23 protein-coding genes are annotated in these 24,386 nt (G+C 37.7%); 18 read left to right on the top strand and 5 right to left on the bottom strand.

The genetic code is table 11. The features are described 5' to 3' along the window. Positions 1 to 43: 43 nt before the first annotated feature. Entirely contained in the window at positions 44 to 1,954 is a 1,911-nt protein-coding gene (locus TRESU_RS10880; RefSeq protein ID WP_013702262.1) for a RelA/SpoT family protein, read from the top strand. Between the two features lie 43 nt (positions 1,955 to 1,997). Next, positions 1,998 to 2,576, top strand: a complete 579-nt coding sequence (locus tag TRESU_RS10875; protein ID WP_013702261.1) for a xanthine phosphoribosyltransferase — start codon at positions 1,998 to 2,000, stop codon at positions 2,574 to 2,576. Between the two features lie 21 nt (positions 2,577 to 2,597). On the opposite strand, the gene pdxR is transcribed toward TRESU_RS10875, so the two are convergent. Continuing rightward, positions 2,598 to 4,055, bottom strand: a complete 1,458-nt coding sequence (gene pdxR, locus TRESU_RS10870) for a MocR-like pyridoxine biosynthesis transcription factor PdxR (RefSeq protein WP_013702260.1) — start codon at positions 4,053 to 4,055, stop codon at positions 2,598 to 2,600. A 100-nt stretch (positions 4,056 to 4,155) separates the two neighbouring features. On the opposite strand from pdxR, the gene TRESU_RS10865 reads away from it, so the two are divergent. After that, complete coding sequence (locus TRESU_RS10865; RefSeq protein ID WP_013702259.1) at positions 4,156 to 4,986, top strand: pyridoxamine kinase; 831 nt, start codon at positions 4,156 to 4,158, stop codon at positions 4,984 to 4,986. Between the two features lie 7 nt (positions 4,987 to 4,993). Then, entirely contained in the window at positions 4,994 to 6,316 is a 1,323-nt protein-coding gene (locus tag TRESU_RS10860) for an RluA family pseudouridine synthase (protein WP_013702258.1), read from the top strand. A 48-nt stretch (positions 6,317 to 6,364) separates the two neighbouring features. On the opposite strand, the gene ychF is transcribed toward TRESU_RS10860, so the two are convergent. From ychF to TRESU_RS10845, 3 genes are all read right to left on the bottom strand, one after another. Continuing rightward, entirely contained in the window at positions 6,365 to 7,495 is a 1,131-nt protein-coding gene (ychF, locus tag TRESU_RS10855) for a redox-regulated ATPase YchF (protein WP_013702257.1), read from the bottom strand. Between the two features lie 113 nt (positions 7,496 to 7,608). Continuing rightward, entirely contained in the window at positions 7,609 to 8,535 is a 927-nt protein-coding gene (gene era / locus TRESU_RS10850) for a GTPase Era (RefSeq protein ID WP_013702256.1), read from the bottom strand. Positions 8,536 to 8,618: 83 nt separating this feature from the next. Next, positions 8,619 to 10,301 carry a SulP family inorganic anion transporter gene (locus TRESU_RS10845; RefSeq protein WP_013702255.1) on the bottom strand — a complete coding sequence of 561 codons (1,683 nt, stop codon included), beginning with the start codon at positions 10,299 to 10,301 and terminating at the stop codon, positions 8,619 to 8,621. 24 nt (positions 10,302 to 10,325) lie between these two features. Here TRESU_RS10845 and TRESU_RS10840 point away from each other — a divergent pair, with 24 nt between their 5' ends. From TRESU_RS10840 to TRESU_RS10825, 4 genes are all read left to right on the top strand, one after another. Beyond that, a complete protein-coding gene (locus tag TRESU_RS10840; RefSeq protein WP_013702254.1) occupies positions 10,326 to 10,667 on the top strand; it encodes a hypothetical protein in 342 nt (113 codons plus the stop codon). 132 nt (positions 10,668 to 10,799) lie between these two features. After that, complete coding sequence (locus TRESU_RS10835; protein ID WP_013702253.1) at positions 10,800 to 11,720, top strand: DUF2156 domain-containing protein; 921 nt, start codon at positions 10,800 to 10,802, stop codon at positions 11,718 to 11,720. A 2-nt stretch (positions 11,721 to 11,722) separates the two neighbouring features. Further along, positions 11,723 to 12,217, top strand: coding sequence for a hypothetical protein (locus tag TRESU_RS10830; protein ID WP_013702252.1), 495 nt, complete (start codon positions 11,723 to 11,725; stop codon positions 12,215 to 12,217). Further along, positions 12,218 to 12,781, top strand: coding sequence for a methylated-DNA--[protein]-cysteine S-methyltransferase (locus TRESU_RS10825; RefSeq protein WP_013702251.1), 564 nt, complete (start codon positions 12,218 to 12,220; stop codon positions 12,779 to 12,781). A 405-nt stretch (positions 12,782 to 13,186) separates the two neighbouring features. On the opposite strand, the gene TRESU_RS10820 is transcribed toward TRESU_RS10825, so the two are convergent. Beyond that, a complete protein-coding gene (locus TRESU_RS10820; RefSeq protein WP_013702250.1) occupies positions 13,187 to 14,227 on the bottom strand; it encodes a tol-pal system YbgF family protein in 1,041 nt (346 codons plus the stop codon). Positions 14,228 to 14,500: 273 nt separating this feature from the next. Between TRESU_RS10820 and cas2 the strand changes: the two genes are divergently transcribed. The 10 genes from cas2 to TRESU_RS10770 all read left to right on the top strand — a co-directional run bounded on the left by cas2 (position 14,501) and on the right by TRESU_RS10770 (position 24,378). Continuing rightward, entirely contained in the window at positions 14,501 to 14,791 is a 291-nt protein-coding gene (cas2, locus tag TRESU_RS10815) for a CRISPR-associated endonuclease Cas2 (RefSeq protein WP_013702249.1), read from the top strand. A gap of 16 nt (positions 14,792 to 14,807) precedes the next feature. After that, positions 14,808 to 15,942, top strand: a protein-coding gene (gene prfB, locus TRESU_RS10810; RefSeq protein ID WP_169309765.1) for a peptide chain release factor 2 whose coding sequence is annotated in 2 segments (ribosomal slippage) — positions 14,808 to 14,876 and positions 14,878 to 15,942 — 1,134 coding nt in all. Because the reading frame shifts where the segments join, the coding sequence is not laid out codon by codon here. A gap of 53 nt (positions 15,943 to 15,995) precedes the next feature. Then, positions 15,996 to 17,603, top strand: coding sequence for a peptidase associated/transthyretin-like domain-containing protein (locus TRESU_RS10805; protein WP_169309764.1), 1,608 nt, complete (start codon positions 15,996 to 15,998; stop codon positions 17,601 to 17,603). A 20-nt stretch (positions 17,604 to 17,623) separates the two neighbouring features. Then, on the top strand, positions 17,624 to 18,499 hold the full coding sequence (ftsY, locus tag TRESU_RS10800; protein ID WP_013702246.1) for a signal recognition particle-docking protein FtsY: 876 nt from the start codon (positions 17,624 to 17,626) through the stop codon (positions 18,497 to 18,499). Next, positions 18,499 to 19,365 (top strand): hypothetical protein, encoded by an 867-nt coding sequence (locus TRESU_RS10795; protein ID WP_013702245.1) that lies wholly within the window; start codon positions 18,499 to 18,501, stop codon positions 19,363 to 19,365. The genes ftsY and TRESU_RS10795 overlap by 1 nt, the downstream gene beginning before the upstream one ends. Positions 19,366 to 19,385: 20 nt before the next feature. Further along, the gene (locus TRESU_RS10790; RefSeq protein WP_013702244.1) at positions 19,386 to 20,666 is read left to right on the top strand and encodes an ABC transporter permease; all 1,281 of its coding nucleotides are present in this window, start codon (positions 19,386 to 19,388) and stop codon (positions 20,664 to 20,666) included. Continuing rightward, a complete protein-coding gene (locus TRESU_RS10785) occupies positions 20,659 to 21,351 on the top strand; it encodes an ABC transporter ATP-binding protein (protein WP_013702243.1) in 693 nt (230 codons plus the stop codon). The genes TRESU_RS10790 and TRESU_RS10785 overlap by 8 nt, the downstream gene beginning before the upstream one ends. Then, on the top strand, positions 21,348 to 22,691 hold the full coding sequence (locus TRESU_RS10780) for an ABC transporter permease (RefSeq protein ID WP_013702242.1): 1,344 nt from the start codon (positions 21,348 to 21,350) through the stop codon (positions 22,689 to 22,691). Before TRESU_RS10785 ends, TRESU_RS10780 begins: the two co-directional genes overlap by 4 nt. Positions 22,692 to 22,729: 38 nt before the next feature. Next, positions 22,730 to 23,266, top strand: coding sequence for a UvrB/UvrC motif-containing protein (locus tag TRESU_RS10775; RefSeq protein WP_013702241.1), 537 nt, complete (start codon positions 22,730 to 22,732; stop codon positions 23,264 to 23,266). Further along, positions 23,266 to 24,378 carry an ATP--guanido phosphotransferase gene (locus TRESU_RS10770; RefSeq protein WP_013702240.1) on the top strand — a complete coding sequence of 371 codons (1,113 nt, stop codon included), beginning with the start codon at positions 23,266 to 23,268 and terminating at the stop codon, positions 24,376 to 24,378. Before TRESU_RS10775 ends, TRESU_RS10770 begins: the two co-directional genes overlap by 1 nt. Positions 24,379 to 24,386: the final 8 nt, after the last annotated feature.

The following is a 24,386-nucleotide window of genomic DNA, read 5'->3' as shown; positions in this document are numbered from 1 at the left end:
CATAGTTTTGTTATGTGATATAGTCAATCAAAGAGGATTGCCTATGTCAGAAAAAATTGATGAAGTTGTAGAAACTGATCCTGAAATTTTAATCAGCCAGTTTTCTAAAAAATTTTCTGAAAACTACACTCCAGAAGAATGGAAAAAAATTCAAAGCGCATGGGATTATTTAATTTCCAAAACTTCTGAACTTAAGCGAAAATGCGGAAAGCCTTATTATCTTCATCCGCTTAGAGTTGCAACAATTCTTGCTGAAAAAAATCTTGGTGCGGACACAATTATTGCAGGCTTCTTCCACAATATTCTTGATGTAGACAATGACTGTCTTCCAGAAATTGAAAAAAAGTTTGGAAAAGAAATTGCTGTAATTTGCAATGGAACTGCGAAAATAACTGGATTAAAAATAAATTCAACTTCTTTGCATCAGGCCGACAGCATAAGAAAAATGCTTTTTGCTATGGTTGACGACATTCGCGTTATTCTTGTAAAACTTGCTGACCGTCTTGATCGTATGCGCAATTTGAAATTTGTTTCCGCACAGGCTCAGCGCGCAGTTGCAAAAGAAGTGATTGACATTTGGTGTCCGCTTGCAAGCCGCCTTGGTATGTCTGATGTAAAAAGTGAAATGGAAGACTTGAGCTTGAAGTATTCAAACCCGGAAGTTTTTCAGCAGATAAAATCAATTGTGGCGCAAAAAAAAGCAGAAAGATCCGAGTACCTTAATAATGCTGTGAAAAAAATTTATACAGCCACAGAAAAAGCCGGAATAACTGTAAACATAACGAGCCGCGCAAAGCATTTTTATTCGATTTACCAAAAAATGAGAAAACGCAACAAGGAGCCTGGCGAGCTTTATGATTTGCTTGCGCTTAGAATAATTTGCAACACGGAATCTGAATGCTACACTTTGATTGGAATTGTTCACGGTCTTTGGAAACCTATGGAAGGAAGATTCAAAGATTATATTGCAATGCCAAAAGCGAACGGCTATCAGTCTTTGCATACAACTGTGATTTGCGAAGGAAAGCCTCTTGAAATTCAAATCCGCACACAGGAGATGCACAGTATTGCCGAGCATGGTGTTGCTTCCCATTGGCTTTATAAAAAGGGAACAAACCATGATATGGTAAAAGCCGAAGACTTGAGCATCATAAATCAGTTGCGCGCGCTTCGGAATGAAGATTTGAGCGATGAGAAATTTTTTGCGGAACTGAAAAGTGATCTTCTTGGCGATTCAATTTATGTTTTTACTCCAAAGGGCGATGTGAAGGAACTTCCAGCTGGCGCAAATGCAATTGACTTTGCTTATGCGATTCATTCCGGCATAGGCGAAAAAGTTGTCGGCGCAAAAGCTGATGGAAAAATAATTCCTCTTACTCAGCCTTTAAAGAATACGCAGATTATTGAAATTCTTACGAATCCTCAGGCGCATCCGACTCAAAGCCAGCTTCAAGCTGTAAAGACTTCAAAGGCGCGGCAAAAAATTCATTCTTGGCTTGTTGAAAATGATCCGACGTTTATTGACAAGGAGGCTCAGGAAAAACGTGAGGCGGAAATTGCGGCGAACACTTTGTATTCTAAAAAAATTGCCGAAGAAAATTCCGCGGAGAGAAAACGAAAGGCAGCCTTGAAAAAACAGCAGTCGCAAAATTTCACAGGAAGAATCCGCATTGAAAATGATACGAATTTTTTAGTTACTATTGCGCAATGCTGCAAGCCTGTTCCCGGAGATCCGATTGTCGGTTATGTTTCTCATAGCAGAGGAATAACCGTTCATCGCGCTGACTGTTTGACTTTTCTTAGAATTCCTGCAATTCAGGAGCGTTCTGTTGCTGTTGAGTGGGACACTTCTGCTGATAAAAAGCAAGAAAAAAAAGACAAGCTTCTTGAGCAGAACAGGGAAAAATCGCGGCAAAAGCAAATTGAAAAAAATCAGTATAAAAAGCAGCGTTAAAAACTGTGTTGCATAAATGTTATTTTTTTTCTAATATTGCGTTATGAAATTGCTCGAAGATAGAATAAAAAAAGACGGCATTGTTTTGCCGGGAAATATTTTAAAAGTAAATAGTTTTTTAAATCATCAGATTGATGTTGACTTGCTTGATAAATTGGCAGAGGATTTTAAAAAGTCTTTTGACGGTGTGGATATAACAAAAATTGTTACAATTGAAGCAAGCGGAATTGCTGTTGCCTGTTCTGTCGCCAGGGCATTTGGAAATGTTCCTGTTCTCTTTGCCAAGAAACATAAGAGTGCGGCTTTGTCGGATGATGTGTACTATTCTACAGTTTGGTCGCACACAAATTCTTGCAATTACAATATTGTTATTTCGAGGGAATATCTTTCTTCTGATGACAAAATTCTTTTGGTAGATGATTTTCTTGCGAATGGAAATGCAATGAATGGTCTGATTGAAATTGCTGAAAACGCCGGCGCGAAAGTGCAGGGAATTTGTGTTGCAATTGAAAAGGCATTTCAGTCGGGCGGAGATGCGCTTCGTGAAAAAGGCATTCACGTTGAAAGCGGCGCAATAATTGAAAAAATGTCTTATAACGGCGATATAATTTTTAGAAGCTAAAAAAAATTTTAATATTCTTTTTCACTTTATAGATTCCAGAATCAGTTCAACTGTTTTTGGAATCTTTTGTTTTTCTATGCCTGAATAATTTACAACAAATGTTTTGTCTATTCGGAAATTTTTATTCTCTTCTGGAAAAATTGAAAATTCTTCAAGCTCATAAAAAAAATCTTTCAGCGCTGAAATTTTTATTCCATTTTTTTTAAGCCGTGTTTCTAAAGTTTTTCCGCTGAATTTGGAATTTATTGAAAGCAAAAAATGAAGACCTGAATTTTCCTCGTGGATTTTTACAAAATTTTTTAACTCTGAATTTTCAATTTTAAAAATCAGTTCATTGCGAAGATTTCTGTAATAATTTTTCATTCTGATAATGTGCTTGGAATAATGCTCTTCTTTTATAAAATCCGCAAGCGCATACTGTTCAAATGAATTTACTGTGCATGAACAGAAGTTGAATTTTGAATTGAACTTTTCAGAAAGCTTTTTTGGAAGAACCATGTAGCATATTCTAAAAGAAGGCGAAAGTGTTTTTGAAAATGAATTTATGTAAATTACATTTTCATTTTTTGAAGCGCACAAAAGTGGAAGTATTGGTTTCCCAGTAAATCGAAATTCGCTGTCGTAGTCATCTTCAATTATGTAGCGTTCACTTTTTTCTTGCGCCCAAAATAAAAGTTCCATTCGCCTTTTTACCGGCATTACAATTCCTGTTGGAAAGTGATGGCTTGGAGTTACATGAACTACAGATGCGTTTGTTTTTTTTAGGGCTTCTATGTTAAGTCCGTTTTTGTCGATTGGAATATGTTTTATGTTTGCTCCGTTCATTTCAAAAATCTGTGCAATTTTTTTGTATCCTGGATTTTCAACGGCATATATTTTTTCATTTCCCAAAAGTTGAACGACAAAACTGTAAAGCATTTCTGTTCCTGCGCCTACTACAATTTGCTCTGGAACTGCTTCTATGTTTTTAAAGCTTTTCAAATGCTTGCAGATTGCTTCTCTTAGTTCAAGTGTTCCTTGCAGCGGCTGACTTTTTAAAAGATTTTCATGCGGACTGTTTAGGACTTTTCGCATTATTTTTGACCAGATTGAAAACGGAAATTTTTCCCAGCCAATAGAATTTGATTTTAGGTCTATGAAAATTTTTTCTTTGTTTTTTGAATTTATTTTTTTTATGCTTTTTTCTTTTTTGAAATTCTGTTTGTAAGAATTTGATGAAAGGGATTTTATTTCTTTTGGAAGTTCTGTGACAAAAAATCCTTTTTTCTCAATTGAAAAAATGTAGCCTTGGCTTATTAATTCTGAGTAGGCATTTTGAACTGTGATTACGCTTACTCCCAAGTGAGATGCAAGTGTTCGTTTTGACGGGAGCTTTTCATTTGGAGATAATGTTCCGTCTATGATTTTTGATTTTATGTTTTCGATTAAAAAATCACAGAAAGTCATTGTTCCTTTTTTAGAAAAATCATAAGTAAACATATTTTTCTCTGGTTATATAAAAATTGTATCAATATGATTATATTAATAATGTCAGTTTTTGTATATTGTAAAATTTAAATTTTATAAAATGAGGTGTTTTATGGACAAACGTCTTCTTACAATTCAGGATATTTCATGCGTTGGACAGTGTTCGCTTACTGTTGCGCTTCCTGTTATTTCGGCCTGCGGAATTGAAACTGCGGTTCTTCCAAGTTCAGTTCTTTCAAATCATACTGCATTTAAAGCATGGACATTCAACGATTTGACAGGAGACATGGAAAATATTTTAAATCAGTGGAAAAAAGAAAATATTACTTTCAGCGCATTTTATACAGGATATGTTTCGGAAGCCCAAATTCCTATTATAAAAAAAATTATAAAGGAAACTTCTCGCAATGACGCGATTGTTGTTGTGGATCCTGTAATGGCTGATAATGGAAAAATGTACGCTGGCTTTGCTCCCGACTTCCCCAAAAAGATGTCTGAACTTTGCAATGGTGCTGATGTTGTTCTTCCGAATATTACAGAAGCTTCATTTCTTTTAGGAATCGAATATCAAAGCGAAAATTACGGCGAAGATTATATTGAAAATATTTGCAACGGACTTATAAATCTTGGCACAAAAAATGTTGTGCTTACCGGTGTAAGTTTTGAAAAAGAAAAACTTGGTGTTGCGGTTTGCAATGGAAAGTCAGTTGAATATTATTTTACAGAACGACTTCCTGTTCAAATGCACGGAACTGGCGATGTCTTTGCGTCGGCATTTACAGGTGCGCTTTGCAATGGAAAAGATTTGTTTTGTTCTGCAAAAATTGCCGCAAATTATGTTGTTGAATCTATAAAGGCAACTCTTGATGATAAGGATCATTGGTACGGCGTAAAATTTGAAAAGGCGATTCCATATTTAGTTAAACAGATTTTTTCTGTATAATTAAAAAATGTTTCCTCCTTTTGATGAAGCGCTGGCATTTAAATATTGCAAAGAAATAATTTCGCTTTTGGAAGAAAAGAAACTTTCTCTTGTTTATACGACGGAAAAAATAAGCGCAGAACGTTTTGCGAATGGAATTATGATTGGAGTTCTTGTTGCAAAAAATTCTGCGCAGGAAAATAAAATTTTTTTTACAGTTTCTGGAATCTCAAGAAAGATAGAAGGAAAATTCCAAGATGCGATTTTTGTTGAACCGATTGTTTCTAGCAAAAAAATTATGTCAGCTCTTCAAAAAAATGACAAGGAAATTCATCTACTTACAGAAAAATTAAAAGCTTGTCGAAAAGAAGAAGTTCAAGATTTGCAGTTTCGCCGTTCTGCTTTTACTTCTGAATCTTTGGAAAAAGTGCATGAACTTTACAGTTTTTATTGCTTTGATGGGAAAAATCGTCCGCTAAAACAAATTTGCAAAAACCGCCTTCCGCCTACAGGGACAGGTGATTGCTGTGCTCCAAAACTTTTGAATTTTGCATTTAAAAATAATTTAACTCCGCTTAGCATGTGCGAAGTTTTTTATGGAAAATCAACTGAAAACAAAATCTCAGACTGCAAATATTCTCCTTGCGATGAACGGTGCGGCTTGATTCTTCCTGAAATTCTTGGCTTGAAAATTTTGTACCGTGATAACGATTTAATTGTTGTGAACAAGCAAAGCGGACTTTTAAGCGTACCTGGCCGAGGACCTGAAAAGCAAGATTGCATTGTAAACCGTTTAAAAAAACTTTTTCCTGAATGTATTGAGCAGCCTTCCGTGCATAGGCTGGACATGGAAACTTCTGGGCTTATGATTCTTGCTTTTACAAAAGACGCTCATAGAAATTTATGCCGGCAATTTGAAGAAGGTCTTGTTCAAAAAAAATACGTCGCCTTGCTTGATGGAATTCTTGCAAAAAAAGGAATTCCGCAAAGTGGAACTATGGAACTTTATTTTAGGCTTGATATTGAAAATCGTCCGCATCAGATTTGGGATTCTGTATATGGAAAAAAAGCTATTACTGAATGGAAAATACTTGATGTGGAAAAATATTTAAGTCCTTTGGAAAATAAAAAAAATGTTACACGAGTTTTGTTTATTCCGCATACTGGGCGAACTCATCAGCTTCGTCTTGCAAGCGCCGACTCTCATGGTTTTGGAGTTCCGATAATTGGCGATACCTTATATGGGCATTGTGAACCGGGTGAACGGCTTATGCTTCATTCTTGCTATATAAAATTCACACATCCTTCTACTGGAAAAGTCATGGAATTTAACTGTGAATGTGATTTTTAATTTGCGAAAAAAAAAGCACTGCTGTTTTTATAGCAGTGCAAGATTTGTTTATACATTGAATTTAAAGAAAAGAACATCGCCGTCTTGAACGACATAATCTTTTCCTTCTTGTCGGTATTTTCCAGCTTCTTTTATTTTTGCTTCTGAACCATATTGCTTCAAGTCATTGACAGTGTAAGCTTCAGCTTTGATAAATCCTTTTTCAAAGTCTGTGTGAATTACGCCGGCCGCCTGTGGAGCTTTGTCTCCTTCGTGAATTGTCCAAGCGCGGCATTCATCAGATCCGCCTGTAAAAAATGTCCTAAGTCCCATGAGATGATAAACATGTTTTGCAAGAACTGAAAGTCCGGACTCTTTTAATCCTGCGCTTTCCATAAATTCCTTGCGATCGTTTTCGTCATCAATTTCTGCAAGATCAGCTTCAAACTTTCCGCAGATAACAATTGCTTCTGATTTTTGTTCCTTTGCAATTTTCTGGACGGTTTCAACATATTTGTTTGTTCCTGCTGGAATTGTATCTTCGTCTATATTGCAGATAAAAACTTGCGGCTTTATTGTGAGCAAGTGAAGATCGTAGACTGCATTTTTTTCTTCATCAGTCAAGTCTGCCATGCGGGCGCATTTTCCATCTGTAAGAAGCGGCTTGATTTTTTCGACTGCGCTGAAATATGGAGCGAGACGTTTTTCCTCATCTTTTCCGAGCGCACGGATTTGCTTTGTAATTTTTTCTGCACGCTTTGCGATTGTGTCCAAGTCAGCCTGCGCAAGTTCAAAATCAATTGTAAGAATGTCGCTTTCCGGATCTACTGGAGCTTCTGTTTTTGCGTCATCGCGAACGTGCTGAATGTCCGGGTTGTCAAAGCATCGGACAACATGGGCAATGACTGCTGTTTCCCGGATGTTTGCAAGAAATTTATTTCCAAGACCTTCACCGCTTGAGGCGCCTTTTATCAAGCCTGCAATATCAACAAAATCAACTGTCGCAGGAATTTTTTTCTTTGGCTGAAAAACGCTCGCCATGAAGTCAAGTCTTTCATCTGGTAAATCAACAATTCCGATGTTTGGATCAATTGTGCAGAATGGATAATTAGCAGCTTCTGCAGGAGCTTTTGTTAGCGCGCTGAAAATTGTTGACTTTCCTACATTTGGAAGTCCAACTATGCCGCAGGTAAGTTTCATATTTTTTTCCTTAATAAAAATTTAAAAAGTCGCTCAAGGTGAATTTTTAGAATGCAACTATTTTAATGCTTTTGTTTAAATTCTTCAATAAACAAAAATTCCGCATGAAAAAACTACTTTATAATTTTGTTTAGTACTTTATCTTTCTGCCGCCAGTTCTTGTCAACTTTTACGCGCAGGTCAATGTCAACTTTGTATGGAAAAATTTTTCTGCATTCTTTAATTGATTCAACTCTGATTGTTTTTATCATTGATGCGCCTTTTCCAATTACGATTCCTTTTTGACTTTCGCGCTCAACATAAATGTAGGCAAGGACTTTTAAAAGTTTCGGTGTTTGCATTTTAAGGTCGCTGATTTCAACATAGATTGCGTGCGGAAGTTCCTGCTCAAGCCTGTTGATTGCCTGTCCGCGGATAATTTCTGCAATTCTAAAATCAACTTCTTGATCCGTGTAAAATTCTTCTGGATAAAGATGCGGCTCTTCTTTTGCAAGACTGAAAAGCGCTTTTAAAACTTCATTTATATTTTTGTCTTCTTTCGCGCTGATTTCAATAATCCGTTCGCTTGGAAAATCAGGGAAAGTTTTTTGAATGAAACTTCTGGAATTTAGCGCATTGGATTTTGAATCTTCAGTTTTATTGATTGCAATTACAACTTTGTCTTTATGCGGAATCAAAAGTGAAGCAATCATTTCCTCTTCCTCGTTGTGCGGACGAGTTGAATCGATGATGTAAAGAATTGCGTCGCTTTCTTTTATATTTTCCTGTGCAATGTTTGAAAGTTTTAAGTTCAGTTTTTTTTCGCTTAGATGAAGCCCCGGCGTGTCAATAAAAACCAGCTGTCCAAGAGATGTGTTTATTATTCCGCGGATTGCGTTTCTTGTTGTCTGCGGAACTGGGGAAACTATGCTGATTTTTTCTCCGCTTGCTGTATTTAAAAATGTTGACTTTCCTGCTGAAGGGCGGCCCACGATGGAAACAAGCGCGGTCTTTGGTCCGGCTTTTTGAATTTCTGTATCAGTTTCTTTTTCTTCAATCATGCGGTTAGTATACAATTAAAAAAAAATAATTGATATACTTTGAAAGAAAATAGCTGCCCTAAAAAATAGGACAGCCGGAATTTTTAATTTACAAGAAGCTGATTTGTTCTGCTTAACGCTTCTTTTATGTCTGCGCAAATATTTTCTTTTCCGAGTTTTTCAATCATTCCCATTTTGCTGAAAAGAATGTAAGGCTGCGTATGAATTCCTGATATTACAATTGTGATTCCGTTTTTATCGCAAGCTGCCTTTGCCTGTTCAAGCGCACGGATTCCGCCGGCATCAATGTAAATCATGTTTTGCATTCTGAGTATAAGAACTTTTGCATTTGCTCCTGCGCGTTCTATTGCGAATTCAAATTTTCTTACAGTTCCGAAAAAAAGAGGACCATCAATTTCATAAACAACTGCGCTTTCTGGAATTTCGATGTTTTCCTCCAAAAATTCATTCCCTGAAATTCCGCCCGCAATGGAATCACGCTTGTTTTGAACTTCTGAAACATCTATCATTTTTTTTATGAAGAAGAATGCCGCGAATCCAAGACCAAATTCGATTGCAACTGTCAAGTCGATAAAAATCGTGATAAGGAAAGTCGCCGCCAAAACAAAGATGTCAGACTTTTGTCCTTTTAGCAAAGCCTTGACCGCCGGGAAACCTGCCATGTTCCAGGAAACATTTATCAACACTGCGGAAAGAGCCGCCATCGGAATGTAAACCGCATATTTTCCAAGAATCAGCATTATAAGAAGAAGCGTGATTGCATGAATTATTCCTGCCACAGGAGTTTTTCCGCCGTTCTTTATATTTGTGGCAGTTCGCGCTATTGCTCCGGTTGCAGGAATTCCGCCGAAAATTGGAGATGCTATGTTTGCAATTCCTTGCGCGATAAGTTCTGTGTCAGAATCGTGTTTTGTGCCTGTCATTCCGTCAGCGACAACTGCGCTCAAAAGGCTTTCAATCGCCGCCAGAACTGCAATGGAAATTGAAGTCGGAAAAAGAGCAGTGATTGTTTCCACGCTGAACTGCGGAAGTAAAGGCGAAGGCAATGTTGATGGTATGCTTCCGTAGCGCGATCCGATTGTGTCAGTTTCAAGTCCGGTGTATTTCTTTAGAAGGATGTTTGCTGCCGTTGCGAGTATAATTACAATCAAGCTTCCTGGAATTTTTTTGCAGAAGTGCGGCCAGATAAAAATCAGCACAAGACAAACTGAAGCCATAATCAGCGAGTAGTAATTTATGTGAGTTATGTTCATTGCGTAAGTTTCAATTTTGCCAACGAAGTTTCCCGGCATTTTTGAAAATCCTTCCGGAAAAACTGAAATTGAAAGTCCAAGAAAATCTCCGATTTGTCCTGTTGCGATTGTTACGGCGATTCCTGCAGTGAATCCTGTTACGATTGTGTACGGAATAAATTTTACAAGTCCGCCCATTTTAAATGCGCCGAGCATAATCAAAAGAATTCCAGCCATTACAGTTGCAGCTGCGAGTCCTGAATATCCGTACTTTGCAACAACGCCATAAACTATTACAGCGAAGGCTCCTGTCGGTCCTCCAATCTGAACTCGGCTTCCGCCCAAAAGTGAAATAAAAAATCCTGCTATGATTGCTGTGAAAAGTCCGCGCTCCGGCTCTACTCCAGATGCGATTGCAAAAGCTATTGCCAATGGAAGCGCAACAATGCCGACGATAATTCCAGCTGTAAGATCATTTAGAAATGTTTTTGGCGAATACTTTTTTAATGTGTTAAGAATTTCTGGTTTGAACATAGTTGAAACATAATGATGTTTTAAATGAAAAAAATCAATGCGGCTAACGACTACACGGCAGGCGAAAGGCTTGGAATCGGATTTCAGAATATCTTGTTGGGATTAGGCTCGTATAGGAATGGACACTGGGGTGACGGAATTTTTTTGACAGGAAGCAAATTAATGGTTTGTTATCTTGGTCTTACTGCTGAAGATGAAGCAGAGTGGGATTTTGCATTAGGATTGGGAATTGTATCGCTTGCTTACGGATTCGTGCGTCCTTTCTTCTATCACAAGAACAACAGCGTCAATTTGAGCATGAACATCGGCGTAATCCCGACTGCGCATGGAGTTGAGCCTGGAGTTTCATACAGACTCTCATGGTAGCGCGCGGAATTTAGCTTTCAATTAAACAGCTTTGCATAATTTTGCATGGCTGTTTTTTATGATTTTTTCTAAGACTTTTCCACTATACAAAAATCTGTTGCAAACTTCGGTCTTTATGATTATTTTTATTGCATGAATCTTTCTGACTTTGAGTGGCTTGGACAGAATATCCGCGCGGAAAAACTTTTGGGAAGCGACAGCGCGCCTGCAAGTATTTTTCTTCTTCAGGACAAATACGGAATCGAACTTTTGGTCAGGGACGGGTTTCTGTTCCGGCGTTACAATGGGAACGGCAGCAGGAACGGCTTCGGATTTCCTCTTGCGGTTTCTGAAAATTCCACACTGAAGGACGCGCTTTCCTTTCTTGTCGAAAAATGTTCCGCGGAAAAAACGCCGCTCAGATTCTGCCTCTGCACGCGCGACCAGAAGAACGAGATTGATTCCTGCCTTTCAGAAAATTTTCCGCGAATTAAAATCAGCTGGAATTCCGGCCGCAACGACAGCGACTACATTTACCTTGCGAAAAACCTTGCGGAACTTCCGGGGCAGAAATTCCACAAGAAAAAAAATCACATCGCGCGCTTCATGCGGCTTTACGAGAACCGCTGGGAATTCAAGACTTTCCCCCAGAACGACATTGCCGGCGATATCATCTATATAGAAGAAAAGTGGCTGGAGGAGAGAAATTCTTCAGGCGGAAATTCCGACCATGCGCTTGTGCTTGAAAAACAGGGCATAGCCTCGGCTGTTGAATTCCATTCCGCACTTAATATCCGCGGCGGAGTTCTTTACGTTGACAGGAAACCCGCCGCGATGACGCTTGCAAGTCCGGTTTCGCCTCAGGTTCTGGACATTCATTTTGAGAAGGCTCTTTCCGGTTATGCGGCGGACGGAGCGTATTCCGTGGTGAACAATCTTTTTGCCAAGGAGTCAAAAAATTTTCTGTACCTGAACCGCGAGGAGGACATGGGAGTCGAGGGACTTCGCAAGGCAAAACTTTCGTACAAGCCCGACATCATTCTGGACAAATTTTACGGTGAAGCGGAGGAGTGACCATGCTTTCAAAAATCTTAAAAAAATCTGACTGCGCGTCATGCCGTTTCTGCTGCTCGTTCCGCCGCCAGAGTCTGTGGGAAACTCCGCTTTTTGACCTTGAGACAAAGGAGCGTCTAGAGAAAAAATTTCCGTCTGCGCATTTCCGCCCTGTAGGAAAAAATTCGTTCACCGTTGACCTTTCAGGCGGCTACAGAACTGACAGTCCTGACGAGGAGGCTGCCTGTCCGTTTTTGGACTCGGAAAAAGGCTGCGTTCTTTCTGCGGAGGAAAAACCGTTCGACTGCAAAATATGGCCGCTGCGTGTGGTTAGAAAATCTTCCGGCGGAAAAATTTTTGTCGCGCTGACTACGACCTGCCCGGCGGTGAACAGGCTTCCGTTTTCAGAAGTACAGTCGCTCGTGAAATCCGGGCTTGGCGGGAAAATCCTTTCTTACGCTTTGTCGCATCAGGACATCGTGAAGGACTGGCGCGGCGGATTTGTTGAGATTGAATAGATGAAATGCATTTTTGAATACGCTTCTCCGCTCGGAAAAATTTTTATTGAAAGCGACGGCAAATTTCTTACCGGGCTTTGGTTTGAATATCCGTTTGACGAGAAGAAGCACGCGGAAAATTCAGGCGGCGGGGTAAAGAAAATTTCCGCGGATTCCATTGATTCATTTCCTGTGATTTCGGAAACCTGCCGCTGGCTTGACGTTTATTTTTCAGGGCGGAATCCTGACTTTACGCCGGAATTCAGAATCGAAAATCTTACGCCTTTCAGAAAACTGGTTGTTGACGAGATGCTGAAAATTCCGTTCGGCGCGACAACGACTTACGGCGAGATTGCAAAAAACATTGCCGCAAAAAAAGGTCTTGAGAAAATGAGCGCGCAGGCTGTGGGCGGAGCTGTCGGCTGGAATCCGCTCTGCATTGTCGTTCCGTGCCACCGGGTTCTCGGTTCGGACGGAAGCCTCACAGGTTACGGCGGCGGAATCAAAAACAAAATCGCTCTTCTGAAAATCGAGGGAATCGCTGCGGAAAAATTCACGCTTCCAAAAAGCCGGAAGTTTATGTGAGGGAAATTTCGGATTCTGAATCCTGCGTTTAACTTTTGAATGCAAGAGGTTCAGTTCTCTGGCTTTAGCAAAATCATTTTTATAATTTGATTCAATCAGTTTAATAAAAACAATTCAAACGTACTTTTAGTTATCAGGGCGCAGACTGACAATCAGAATAAATTGCTGTGACTGTAAAATTTGTGTCCATGTACTGGCCTTCTGCAAAGTGTTTTGGTCATAGAGGTATCGTGACAAAATCGGACGACTTTAAGACGAAAAAAGAATACAGGACATTACTTGCATATAAAAGAAAATCGGCACACTGCCAACGCGGATTACCATATATGTTTGTTTTCCCATCTTAATGTTCGAATGTTGTCTTCGACGATTGATTTCAGTTTGCCCATAAAATCATAAAACATTTTATTCTGTTTCAACGGAAAAATTATCTAGCGTGCTTTCTGTCCATTTTCGGCTTAGCTCTGGATATGTTTCTTCAAGTGAAAGAAAGTATGTGAGCGCAGACGGAAAATTTCCAGTATAATAGTAAGATTCGCCAAGATAAAAATTCGCTCTGTCTGTAACTTGCTTGCTTCTGTTTTGTGCAAGGAATTTTTTCAGCGCGTCAATTGAATCCGAATATTTTTTCTTTATAAATGAAGTGCGTAAGATTTCAAATAAAAGATATTCATCTCCGCCAGCAGGACTTATCAAGTCTTCGTCAAAAATATAAACCGGCAAAACTTTTGTCTGTTCTTTTTTTGATTTTAAAAGCGGCTGAATTTTTTTGCGTGAACTTTTGCTGATTTTAGTTTCCTCAGGCTTTGAAGTTTCCCCAAGAACGTCTACAAGCGGCAAAGGCATTTCGCGCATTTTGTCTTCGTATTCTTTTTTTGCTTGAGGAGTTTTTTTGATTGAAGGCTGTCCAAGATAAATTGCAGCGGAAGCTTTGATTCCTTCGGTTGTCGCGTTTACTCCCGGAAGCACAAGCCGGACTGGAGTTTCAGTTTTAAGCGATTTTTTTCCGTCGAGCTGCTCGTCATAATAAATTTCACTGTTGCCTTGAGTTTTGTCGTTTTCTGAAATCATTGTGATTACGGCATAAAAATATTCACTTGTGTCCCTTGGCGAGTCCGTGTAGGAGTCCGTAATTTTTTCTATGGTTACCAAAGGCTGACTGAATTCAATTTGATCGTAGCTTGTGAAAGGCTTTTTGTTTCTGTAGATTATAAATGAAGAAATTGAATCTGAATCGTTTTTTGGCAGAATCCAGCTTATTGAAATTTTTCCGTTTTCGGCCTGAATTGCGTTGATTCCTGTAACAACCGGTCGTTTGCTTTGCGCAAATAAAATTGAGGATGAAAAAATTAAAAGTGCCGATGAAAAAAATTTTCTAAATGAATTTGAAATTTCCATATTTGTATTTTGGACTAAATTCCGCTGATTTTCAAGTGTATCTTGCATTCAGGGCAAACGCATTATAAACAATTTAAGTAAAGTTTGCGCGAAGGAACGGTTCCTGAAGCAAAAACACTCTGATTGTTGCGACCACGTGAGCGGGCAATTCTATAGTTATTTTGCAACAATCAGCGTGTAGCGCATTATTGCGCGATTTTGAATCAGGAAACCGTGACTAGGAGCCAGTTTTATGCTGAATACATTTATAATGCGTTTGCCCTGATCTTGCATTTGGTGCGGTTTGACAATGTCTAGCGTTTGATTTATTCTATTATATATATGTTTATTTCTGTGATTATAGAGCCGGGCGGGCTTGATAGCGGCAAGATGATGGTGGATATTCTTTCCAGATATGGATTTCAGAAAATTCAGCGTTCTTGCTGGGAAAGTTTAAAGCTGAACGAAACCGAGCTTTCCGCCTTGAAAAAAGACTTGGACAGGGTTACTGACTACTATGATAAAATCAGAATTTATCAGTTTCCCTTGAACGGACTTTTTGTTATTACAGAAATGAAACAGAAAAAATGGCGCAAATGCTGCTTTAACGGAACTTCGCGACCTAAGAATTAAAAAATTGAGGATAATTATGATTGAGGATTTTCAGGAGCCTATCGCACAGCTGAAGGCAGATGTTTCGGCTGTTTGGGGGCGTCTTTGACGTTGATGACATCAATAAAAAAATAGCTGAAAAAGAAGCTCTTACAACTGCTCCCGGATTTTGGGACGACAATGCCAAGGCTACAAAAATAATGAATGACATTAAGCTTTTAAAGGGCAGGATTGAGCCGTGGCAGGATTTGGTTCAGCGTGTTGATGATCTTGAGGCTTTGTATGAACTTGGACTTGAAGAAAATGACAAGAGCATTGAGTCAGAATTAAAAGAGCAGTACGAAAAAGCAAAAGCCGATTATGAGCATCAAAGCATTTTAAATCTTCTTAGCGATGAAGTTGACAAGAACGACTGCTTTCTTTCTGTTCATGCTGGCGCTGGCGGAACCGAGGCTTGCGATTGGACTTTTATGCTTAGCCGTATGTACCAAAGATGGGCAGAACGTCATGGATATAAAGTTGAAGTTCTTTCGCAGGAAGAAGCTGAAGGCGGACTCAAGTCAATCAACATGAAAATTTCAGGACCTTATGTTTATGGATATACAAAGGGCGAGGCTGGAGTTCACCGCTTGGTTCGCATAAGTCCGTTTGATGCAAATGCAAGGCGGCACACTTCGTTTGCTTCTGTTTATGTTTTCCCAGTTCTTGATGACAGCATCGAAGTTAATATCGACCCAAAAGATTTGCGCGTGGACACTTATCGTTCTGGCGGAAAAGGCGGCCAGCACGTAAACAAAACTGAATCCGCAGTCCGCTTTACTCATATTCCAACCGGAATTGTTGTTGCCTGCGACAGTGAGCGTAGCCAGCTTATGAACCGCGCATCTGCAATGAGCATTTTAAAGTCAAGGCTTTACGAATATTACAAGGAAGAACGCGAAAAGGAAAATTCAAAATTCGCAGGTGAAAAAAAGGACATTTCTTTTGGAAGCCAGATTCGTTCTTATGTTTTCCAGCCTTACACAATGGTAAAAGACCACCGCACAAAATATTCAGTTGGAAATATTCAGGGCGTAATGGATGGAGATATCGACGGATTCTTGGATGAATTCCTTTCAGCAAAATGGAAAGATCTTCCTTCTTCATCAGATGACGATGGAGATGATTTGTAGAGATGAATTTTCTCTTTCGGAAATATAAAAGATTTTTTTTTATTTTTTCTCTTTTGTTATTTCTGACGGAGAATATTTTTTGTGAGCCTTGGATTCTTGCTGCTCAAAAATTTGATTTTGACAGCGGGAAGAATTTGAATTCCGCAGAGCAAGATTTGTCTTCCATAATGCCGCAGCTTATAATGGAAAAAATTTCTGAAGGACTTTCGCGCAACACAACTCCGCAGGAAATGCTGGACAGGTCTTTGAATAATTTGCTTGTTGAACGCCAGTCTTTGTTTCTTCAGCTTTCAAAAGAAATAAAAACGCGTGATGCAATTTTTCTTTTGTCTGGAAGCAAGAAAAGAATTCAAAAAAAAATTTCAGCCCAAGAAAAAAAAATTGACGAAATAAAAAATCAGATTGACGAGAACTTGGAAAAAACTCATCTGCTTTATGAAGAATTTAAAAATGCAAATTCTTCTCAAGAGGAAAAAACAGAAACAAGTTTTAGTCCGCTTCCTTTCAATCCATTTAAAAATCTTTTTGTGAAAAAAAAATCTCCAGTTCTTCCAAAGCCTCAAAATGAAAATGTTTCTTTCTATAAAGAAAACGCTTATGAACTTTTTTCTCCTTCTAAGGAAGCTCTTGATTCTGGAATTGAGAGCCGCAAGTTTGAAAATGAAGTTGTCGCTGCAAAAATAAACGGACTCATAAGCGGGAGTATTATTGTTTATGGCGAATATTTTTCTATTTCCTGCGCACTTTATAATTTTCCGGGAAAAAAAATTCTTGGGCAGGTTACAGAAATTGGTTCATTAAAGAGTTATATTTCCGTTGCGGAAAATGCCGCGAATTATTTTGTTCCGATTATTGTAAACAGTTTTCCTGTTGAAATCTGTTTTGAAATTCAGCCTCCGGAAGTTTTTAAAAATGCGATAGTTTCCGTTGATGGAAATATTTATAAAAATCCGCCGGAAAAAATTTCTGTTCCGTCTGGAAATCATTCCATAACAATTGAGGCAAAAGGATATATTCCGCGTTCGATAAATTATGATTTTGAAGGCTCTAAAATTTTTAAGCTTCAGGGAAACATGAAACTCAAGTCGGAAGTTTCCGGCTCTATTGAATTGAAAAGAAATCTGGAAAATGGATTTCTATATTCTGGAAGCAATTTGCTTTCTGAAATTTCAGATGAAAATTTTTCTGCGGAAATTTCTTTTGATGGAACTCCTGTCATCGGACAATTCAAATCCGCGCAAGATGAAAATGCCTTGTTCTTTTTTTATGTGCCTGAAATTTTGCAAAAAAATCAAGCCCGGCTTTCTGTAAAAGGAAAAACTGTAAATCATTCGGAATATATTGACAAGCGGAGAATTGCCGCCTATAGAGCCTATACGGCTTTGGTTCTTTCTGTGCCGTTTACTTTGTATTCAGTTGGAAAAAATAATTCAGTTACAAATGCTTACAATCGTGGTTCTTTAAAAGATTATGACGAAGTTTTAAAATGGAGACGCTACGGAACTATTTCCAGCGGAATAACTTTTGCGTGTCTTGGATTTTTTGGCTTTGAACTTGCACGTTATCTTATCGCTGCAAATTCTTTGCTTCCTTCAAATGCAAAAGAAATTTCTTCATCTGAAATTTCAAATTCGGCTTGGACTGAAATTCAAGAAGAGTAAATTTTTTAGGAGTTAAAAATATGGCGAAGATTTCATTTTCAGAAAAATTAAAAAATCTTCTTGGCGGAAAGAAAAATTTCTCTGAGGATTTTTTTGAAGATTTGACTGACGCTTTGATTGAAGGAGATTTGGGCGCAAAAAACGCAGTTGAAATTGTTGATAACCTTGAATCGTTTTGTAAAAAAGAAAAGAAATTTTCTCCAGAAGAAATTACTGTTGAGTTGAAAAATATTCTGATGAAATTTTTAAAGCCAGTTTCGATTGAACCTTCAAATGGAAAAGTAAATATTTTTATGGTTCTTGGCGTGAATGGTGTTGGAAAAACTACGACAGTTGCAAAAATGGCAAAATTGTATTCCGAAAAAAATGTCAATGTGATTATGGCGGCGGCTGACACTTTTCGCGCGGCGGCGGTTGACCAGCTTTCCATGCACGGGGAAAAACTTAAGCTTCGTGTTGTAAAGCATCAGATGGGAAGCGATCCAAGCGCAGTTGTTTTTGATGCGGCGGATGCTTGCAAGGCGAACAATGGTGGGCTTGTAATTGCGGACACTGCTGGTCGTCTTCATAACAAAGAAAATCTTGTGAATGAGCTGAAAAAAATTGATAGAATCTGCGCTTCAAAAGCTGATGAAGGATGCTACAAAAAAATTCTTGTAATTGACGCGACAACAGGACAAAACGCTGTTAGGCAGGCAGAAGTTTTTAATGATGCGGTTGGAATTGACGCTGTTGTTCTTACAAAATATGATTCGACTGCAAAAGGCGGCGCGCTTGTTTCAATTGGAAAAGATTTAAATATTCCGGTTCTGTTTGTCTGCACTGGAGAAAAATACGAGAATATAAAATCTTTTGATCCTAAAAAATATTTAGATGATTTTGTTGGAACAGAGTGATGTCTTTTTTTGAGGCTTTGTTTTTTTTGTATCTTTTGTTTCCCGTTATAAATGAAAAACAGTTTTTGATTTCCAATGCAATGAAAGGAAATATTACCCTTGAAAAAACTGAAGAATTGAAAACGACGTTGGAAAAGTTTTTAAATTCAGATGAAATTGATTTTGGACTTTATGAGGAGCCGAAAAAAAATCATTCTGAATTTTATTTGAAAAATTCTTTTGGCAAACTTGTGTTTTTTAAATTCGACAAAGAACTTTTAAGTGTTTCAAATGAACTTGAAAATTTTTCCTGCACTTCGGTAAATGAAGAGCAGTTTTCAATGGTAAAATATAATGCAGATTATAAGCCTGTTGAAAAAATTGTCTGGGAAAATAAAAATACTGTTGCAGATTCAAAAATTATTTTAAAGGAAAACTGGAAATATTCAGGCGAATATATTTTTTCAACTAAAGAAGATTTAAAAAATAAAAAAAACTATGAAATTCGATACAGCAAGGATTTTCTTCCGCTTTATGTTGTGGAATATTGTTATATTCAAAATCCAGAGTCAACAGAGGAAAATCCTTTGCCAGAAATAAAAACTTTGGTGAAAAAAAATTTCTTTTCTTATGACAAGCAAAACCGAATTTTGTCTGATGAAGAAATTTTCTATGATAAAAAAAAAGAAGGTAAAGAAATTTATAGAAAAAAAAATGTTTATAGTTATACAGGCAAAAGTGAAAATGCGGATTTTGAATTTTATGAAAACGGAAATTTAAGATTTTCTATAAACTATGAAAATGACGATGATTTTGTTGAAACTGTATATTTTCCCGATGGAAAATTTATGGAAACAAAATTTATAAATGGTGAAAAAGTGAATTAAAAAAATTAATGAGGATTAAATTGAAATCAGATTTTAAGTGGATATGCTTTGTTGCCCGTCGCATAAGTAGAATAAATAGCAAAGGTCGAACTGCGGCTGCTTCATATTTAGCCGCATTGGGAATTGCGCTTGGAGTGATGGCTTTGATTGTTATAATGAGCGTTATGAATGGGTTTCAAATGGGATTTATAGATTCTATAATGGAAATTTCATCATACCATGTTCAGGTATCTAAAATTCAAAGTGATTTATTTGAAAACTGGTGCAATAAAAATAAAAAAGTTATTTGTGCGCTTCCATTTTATGAAGCGCAAGGTCTTATGGTTGGAAATTCAGAAAAGCAATGTGCTTCAATTGTCCGTGCAGTTCCAGAAAATATTATGGAAGTTGATTTTGGATTTAAAGACAAGTTGAAAATTGTTGCAGGAAAATTTAATTTGTCTAGCGCGGACTCAATTGTTGTGGGTAGCACTTTGGCGTACAATTTGAATCTTAGGATTGGAAGCAGAGTGAACATTGCGGCTCTTAGCGGTTCAAGCGATACGAGTTTGCTTTCTACAAACCGGCAGTTTGTTGTGAAAGGAATTTTTCATTGCGGCTATGCGGAAATAAATTCTTCGTTTGCATTTATAAATTTTGATTCTGGAAAAAAGATTCTCGGAAATTCTGCGGAAGAAAAATATGGAATAAAATTAACTTCAGCTCAAAAAGATTCTTCATTTATAAAAGAATTCAAAAATGTTTTTCCGCAGTCTAAAGCAGTAGGCTGGCGTGAATACAACCGAAGCTACTTTGGAGTTCTTCGCATGGAAAAAAATACGCTGTTTGTTATTGTGCTTTTGATTTTTGTTGTTGCCGCAATAAATATTTTTAATTCAATGAAGAAACTTGTCTTGGAACGTAAAAATGAAATTGCAGTTCTTTCTGCGCTTGGAGCTTCTGAAAAAAATGTGCAGAGCATTTTTGTTGTTCAGGGAATATTCACGGGAATTTTGGGCGGTGTGACAGGACTTTTGCTTGGTGTTTTTATTTCGTTGAATATGAAAACAGTTTTCAATTTGGTTTCTAAAATTCAATTTGGAATCGAATATTTTTTTACGATGATTTTTAATTCGGGATATGAAAAATTTGTTTCGGAAAATCCAATGTTTGCAATTTACGCAAGAATTCCTACGAGAATTTTTTTGCATGAAGTTATTTTTATTTTTCTGTTCGGAGTTTTTTCATCGGTTGCGGCAACATGGCTTGCTAGCCGAAATATTTTGCGAATGACTGTAACGGAGGTTTTGCGCGATGAATAATCAGAATATTATTTTGTCAATAAAAGATTTGGAAAAAACTTATAAGACTTCAAGTGAGGAACTTGCGATTTTAAAAAAACTGAACATGGAATTGAAGCAAGGACAGACTTGTGTGATTGTTGGAAAAAGCGGAAGCGGAAAATCAACTTTACTGAATATAATCGGCGGGTTGGACAAGGCTACCGGCGGAACTGTTTGTGTTGGCGGAATGAATGTAAGTTCAATGCCAGAAAAGCAGCTTGTAAAATTCAGGCGCGAATTTCTTGGAATGATATTTCAGTTTCATTATCTTTTAAAAGATTTTACTGCGTTGGAAAACGTTTTTCTTCCGGCATTTATGGCAGGCGTTTCTAAAAAACATGCAATGGAAAAAGCGGAAGAACTTTTGTGTGCTGTTGGTTTAAAAGAAAGAATGTCGCATTTGCCTTCTGAACTTTCTGGTGGAGAGCGGCAAAGAGTTTCTGTTGCAAGAAGTCTTGTGAATAATCCCGAACTGATTTTGGCTGATGAGCCTACAGGAAATCTTGATCCTGCAAATGCCGAGGCTGTTGGCAATCTTCTTTTTTCACTTTCGGAAAAATATGGAAAAACTTTGATACTTGTTACACATGATATGAATCTTGCTTCAAAAGGACAGATAAAATATTCTATAGAAAACGGGCAGCTTCAGGAGCTTGAAATATGACTTTTAGTTCATGCTTGATGTATGCAAAAAAAATATTTTTTTCAAAATCTCAAAGTTCTGATTCTGGAATTGGAAAGAGAAGTCTTACCGGAGCCATTGCCTGCATTGGAATAAGTCTTGTTCCGATGGTTGTTCTGCTTGTTGTTACAAACGGAATGGTTCAGGGAATGACAAGCCGGATGATAAATCTTTTTTCACGGGACATTTCAGTTTCAGTTTATAAAAATTCAATGTATTTGACTTCATACGAAAATTTTATTTTGGCATCAAAAAAGCTTGCGGATATTCAAGGCGTGGAAAAAGTTTTCCCGGAAGTGCGAGGAATGGCTCTTGCTGCTGGAGAAAATTATAGATCCGGTGCATTTGTAAGAGGAATTCCACAAGATACTTTTTTTGCTGATAAAAATTTTTCTTTGCTTTTTAAAGTTGTTGAAGGAAGACTTGATTTGCCTGATTTTAGAACTGCTGTTATTGGAGAAAAAATTTCCGAGCAGCTTGGAGTTCATGTTGGAGACAATATAAAAATCATAAGCATGAATACAGCAGGAAAAAGATTTGTTCCAAAAGTCGCGCAGTTTAAAGTCGGCGGAATAATTTCAAGCGGTTATCAGGAACTTGATTCGCTTTGGGTTTTTATTCCAATTGAAGCGGCTTTTAATTCTCTTGCAAAATCATCTTGCGAATTTGTTGTTGGAATTGAAACTGAAAATTCTTTTTCCGAAGAACTTTCTTTTATTGCAGAGCGAGTCCAAACTTTTACATTTCAAGATGAAGGGTTTGCCGATTCCAGAGTTGAAACATGGAAAGAAGTCAATGCGTCTGAACTTGAAAACTTTGCTTCAACAAAAGCTTTGCTAGTTGTAATTATGGTTATGATTGTGATTGTCGCAAGCATAAGTGTAAGCTCTTCTGTTTTGATAGTTGTAATGGAACGCAAAAAAGAAATTGCGCTTTTAAAATGCGTTGGCGCGTCTCCAAATGGAATTGCTCTTTCATTTGTTTTAACAGGAGCTTCAATTGGCCTTGCAGGAATTTTGATTGGTGTTCCGATTGGACTTTTAATTTCCGTAAACATAAATGGAATTATCAGCGCAATTGAATCTTGTGTAAACTTTTTTGAAAAATTTTCGCTTGCATTTTCTTTTGGAGATTCGCATGAAATTGCAAAATTTCATTTGCTTGATCCGGCATATTATCTTCAAGACATTCCAATAGAAATTCCTGTAAAAGAAATTGTCGCGGTTGTTTTATGCACGCTTCTTCTTTCCGCTTTGGTTTCTTTGATTCCTTCAGTTAAAGCCGGAAAAGAGAAACCTATTGATACTTTGCGTAAAATGTAATTTATGGTACACTCACTATTTGAAAAACGAGGAAAAGTATGATTTGCGATTTTTGCCACGAACGTGAAGCTGTAATTTTTATGGAACAAACCACAACTGATGGTTCGCGCCGGAAAATAAATATATGCCTCGAATGCGCAATGGAACGCGGAATTTCTCCAGATCCAAAAAGCATAGAGTCTTCAATCGGAAATCTTTTTAGAGAACTTGCCAATGTTTCAAAGAAAATTTCAGAGCGCGAAAACAAACTTTGTCCTGTTTGCGGAACTTCATTGAAAGAAATAATCCGGAATGGAAAAACTGGTTGCCCGGAATGCTATGCGATTTTTAAAAATGATGTAAGGCATTTTCTTGAAACTAATGGAATAAAGGAAATATTTAAAGGCTCAATGCCGGCTCGTCTTTCTTCTGTGCGTTCTGTTTTAAATGACAGAGTTGTTCTTCAGAACAAACTGAATATTGCTATTCAAAAGGAAGATTATGAAAAGGCTGCGATGTACAGAGATTATTTAAAGGCTCTTGAAAAAAGTGCAGTTTCAGGTTCGGCGGAAATTTCTAGTGGAGAAATCGGCTGATGATGAAAAAATCAAAAGAAGATGTTTCTGGAGCTTGGTATGCCTGTGCAGGACTGGAACAAGATATTGTTGTTGCAACCAGAGCGACTCTTTCAAGAAATCTTGCAAACTTTCCTTTTCCAGATAAACTGAATGATTCTGAAAGTGAGCGCATTCAATCTATTGTTTTTGATGCGTTTAATTTTTTAAAGAATGCGGAAGATTTTCAGGCGATTTCTGTTTGCAAACTTGATGGCATTGGAAACAAAATAATGCATGAGCGCGGAATTCTTTTCGATTCAAAAGGAAAAAAAACTGGACTTGTTCTTCGCAATGATGGAAAAATTTCTTGTACTGTAAACGCTGACGATCATTTGAAAATTTCTTCTTTTATTCCAGGACTTGGAATTGAAGCCGCATCGAATTCAGTTTATGAAATTGACAACGAGCTTCAAAAAAGAATTCAGTTTGCCGCAAGCTACGAATTTGGGTATTTGACTTATTCAGTTTTAAATTCAGGAAGCGGACTTTCTGTTGTTGTAAAACTTCATCTGCCTGCCTGCTCATTGCTTGGCTCAATTGATTCAATTGTAAAAAATATTTCGGGCGATGGATTTAATTTGCTGGCTTGCTATGGTTCTGGCGGTGGAAATGCTTTGAGCGGATTTGGAACAAAAGGAACTTCTTTGGGCGGCTATTATATTGTTGTTCCGAAAAGTTCAGCGGGCGGAAGCGAGTTCGATCAGATTGCTTCGATTCAATGTGCTGTTCAAAATATTTTAAAGGAAGAAAGAGCGGCACGAAAAACTTGCAAGGCCCAGCATATAACAGAAATTTCAAATTATGCGCTTCGTTCGTTGGCTTTGGCAAAGAGCAGTTTTTTTATTTCGCTTAGAGAAGCTATCGACATTATAAGCGGAGTAAAGTTCGGCAAGGATATTGGAGTTTTTTGTGGAATTGAAGACTCGGACTTGCATGCTTTGCTTTACAGAGTTCAGGAAGGGCATCTTGAATATGTTCTTGACAACGGAAAATTTAAATTTGAAAAAGATATTCAGGACAACCGTCCGCGTAAAATTGAACGGCTTAGAGCTTTGATTTTGCAGGAAGCTTTTGAAAATATTGAAAAGTGAGGTTCCTA

Source organism: Treponema succinifaciens DSM 2489, from assembly GCF_000195275.1.
Taxonomy (GTDB): Bacteria; Spirochaetota; Spirochaetia; order Treponematales; family Treponemataceae; genus Treponema_D; species Treponema_D succinifaciens.
Note: the sequence above shows the minus strand (reverse complement) of the source record. Positions and strands in the feature narration are given on the sequence as shown.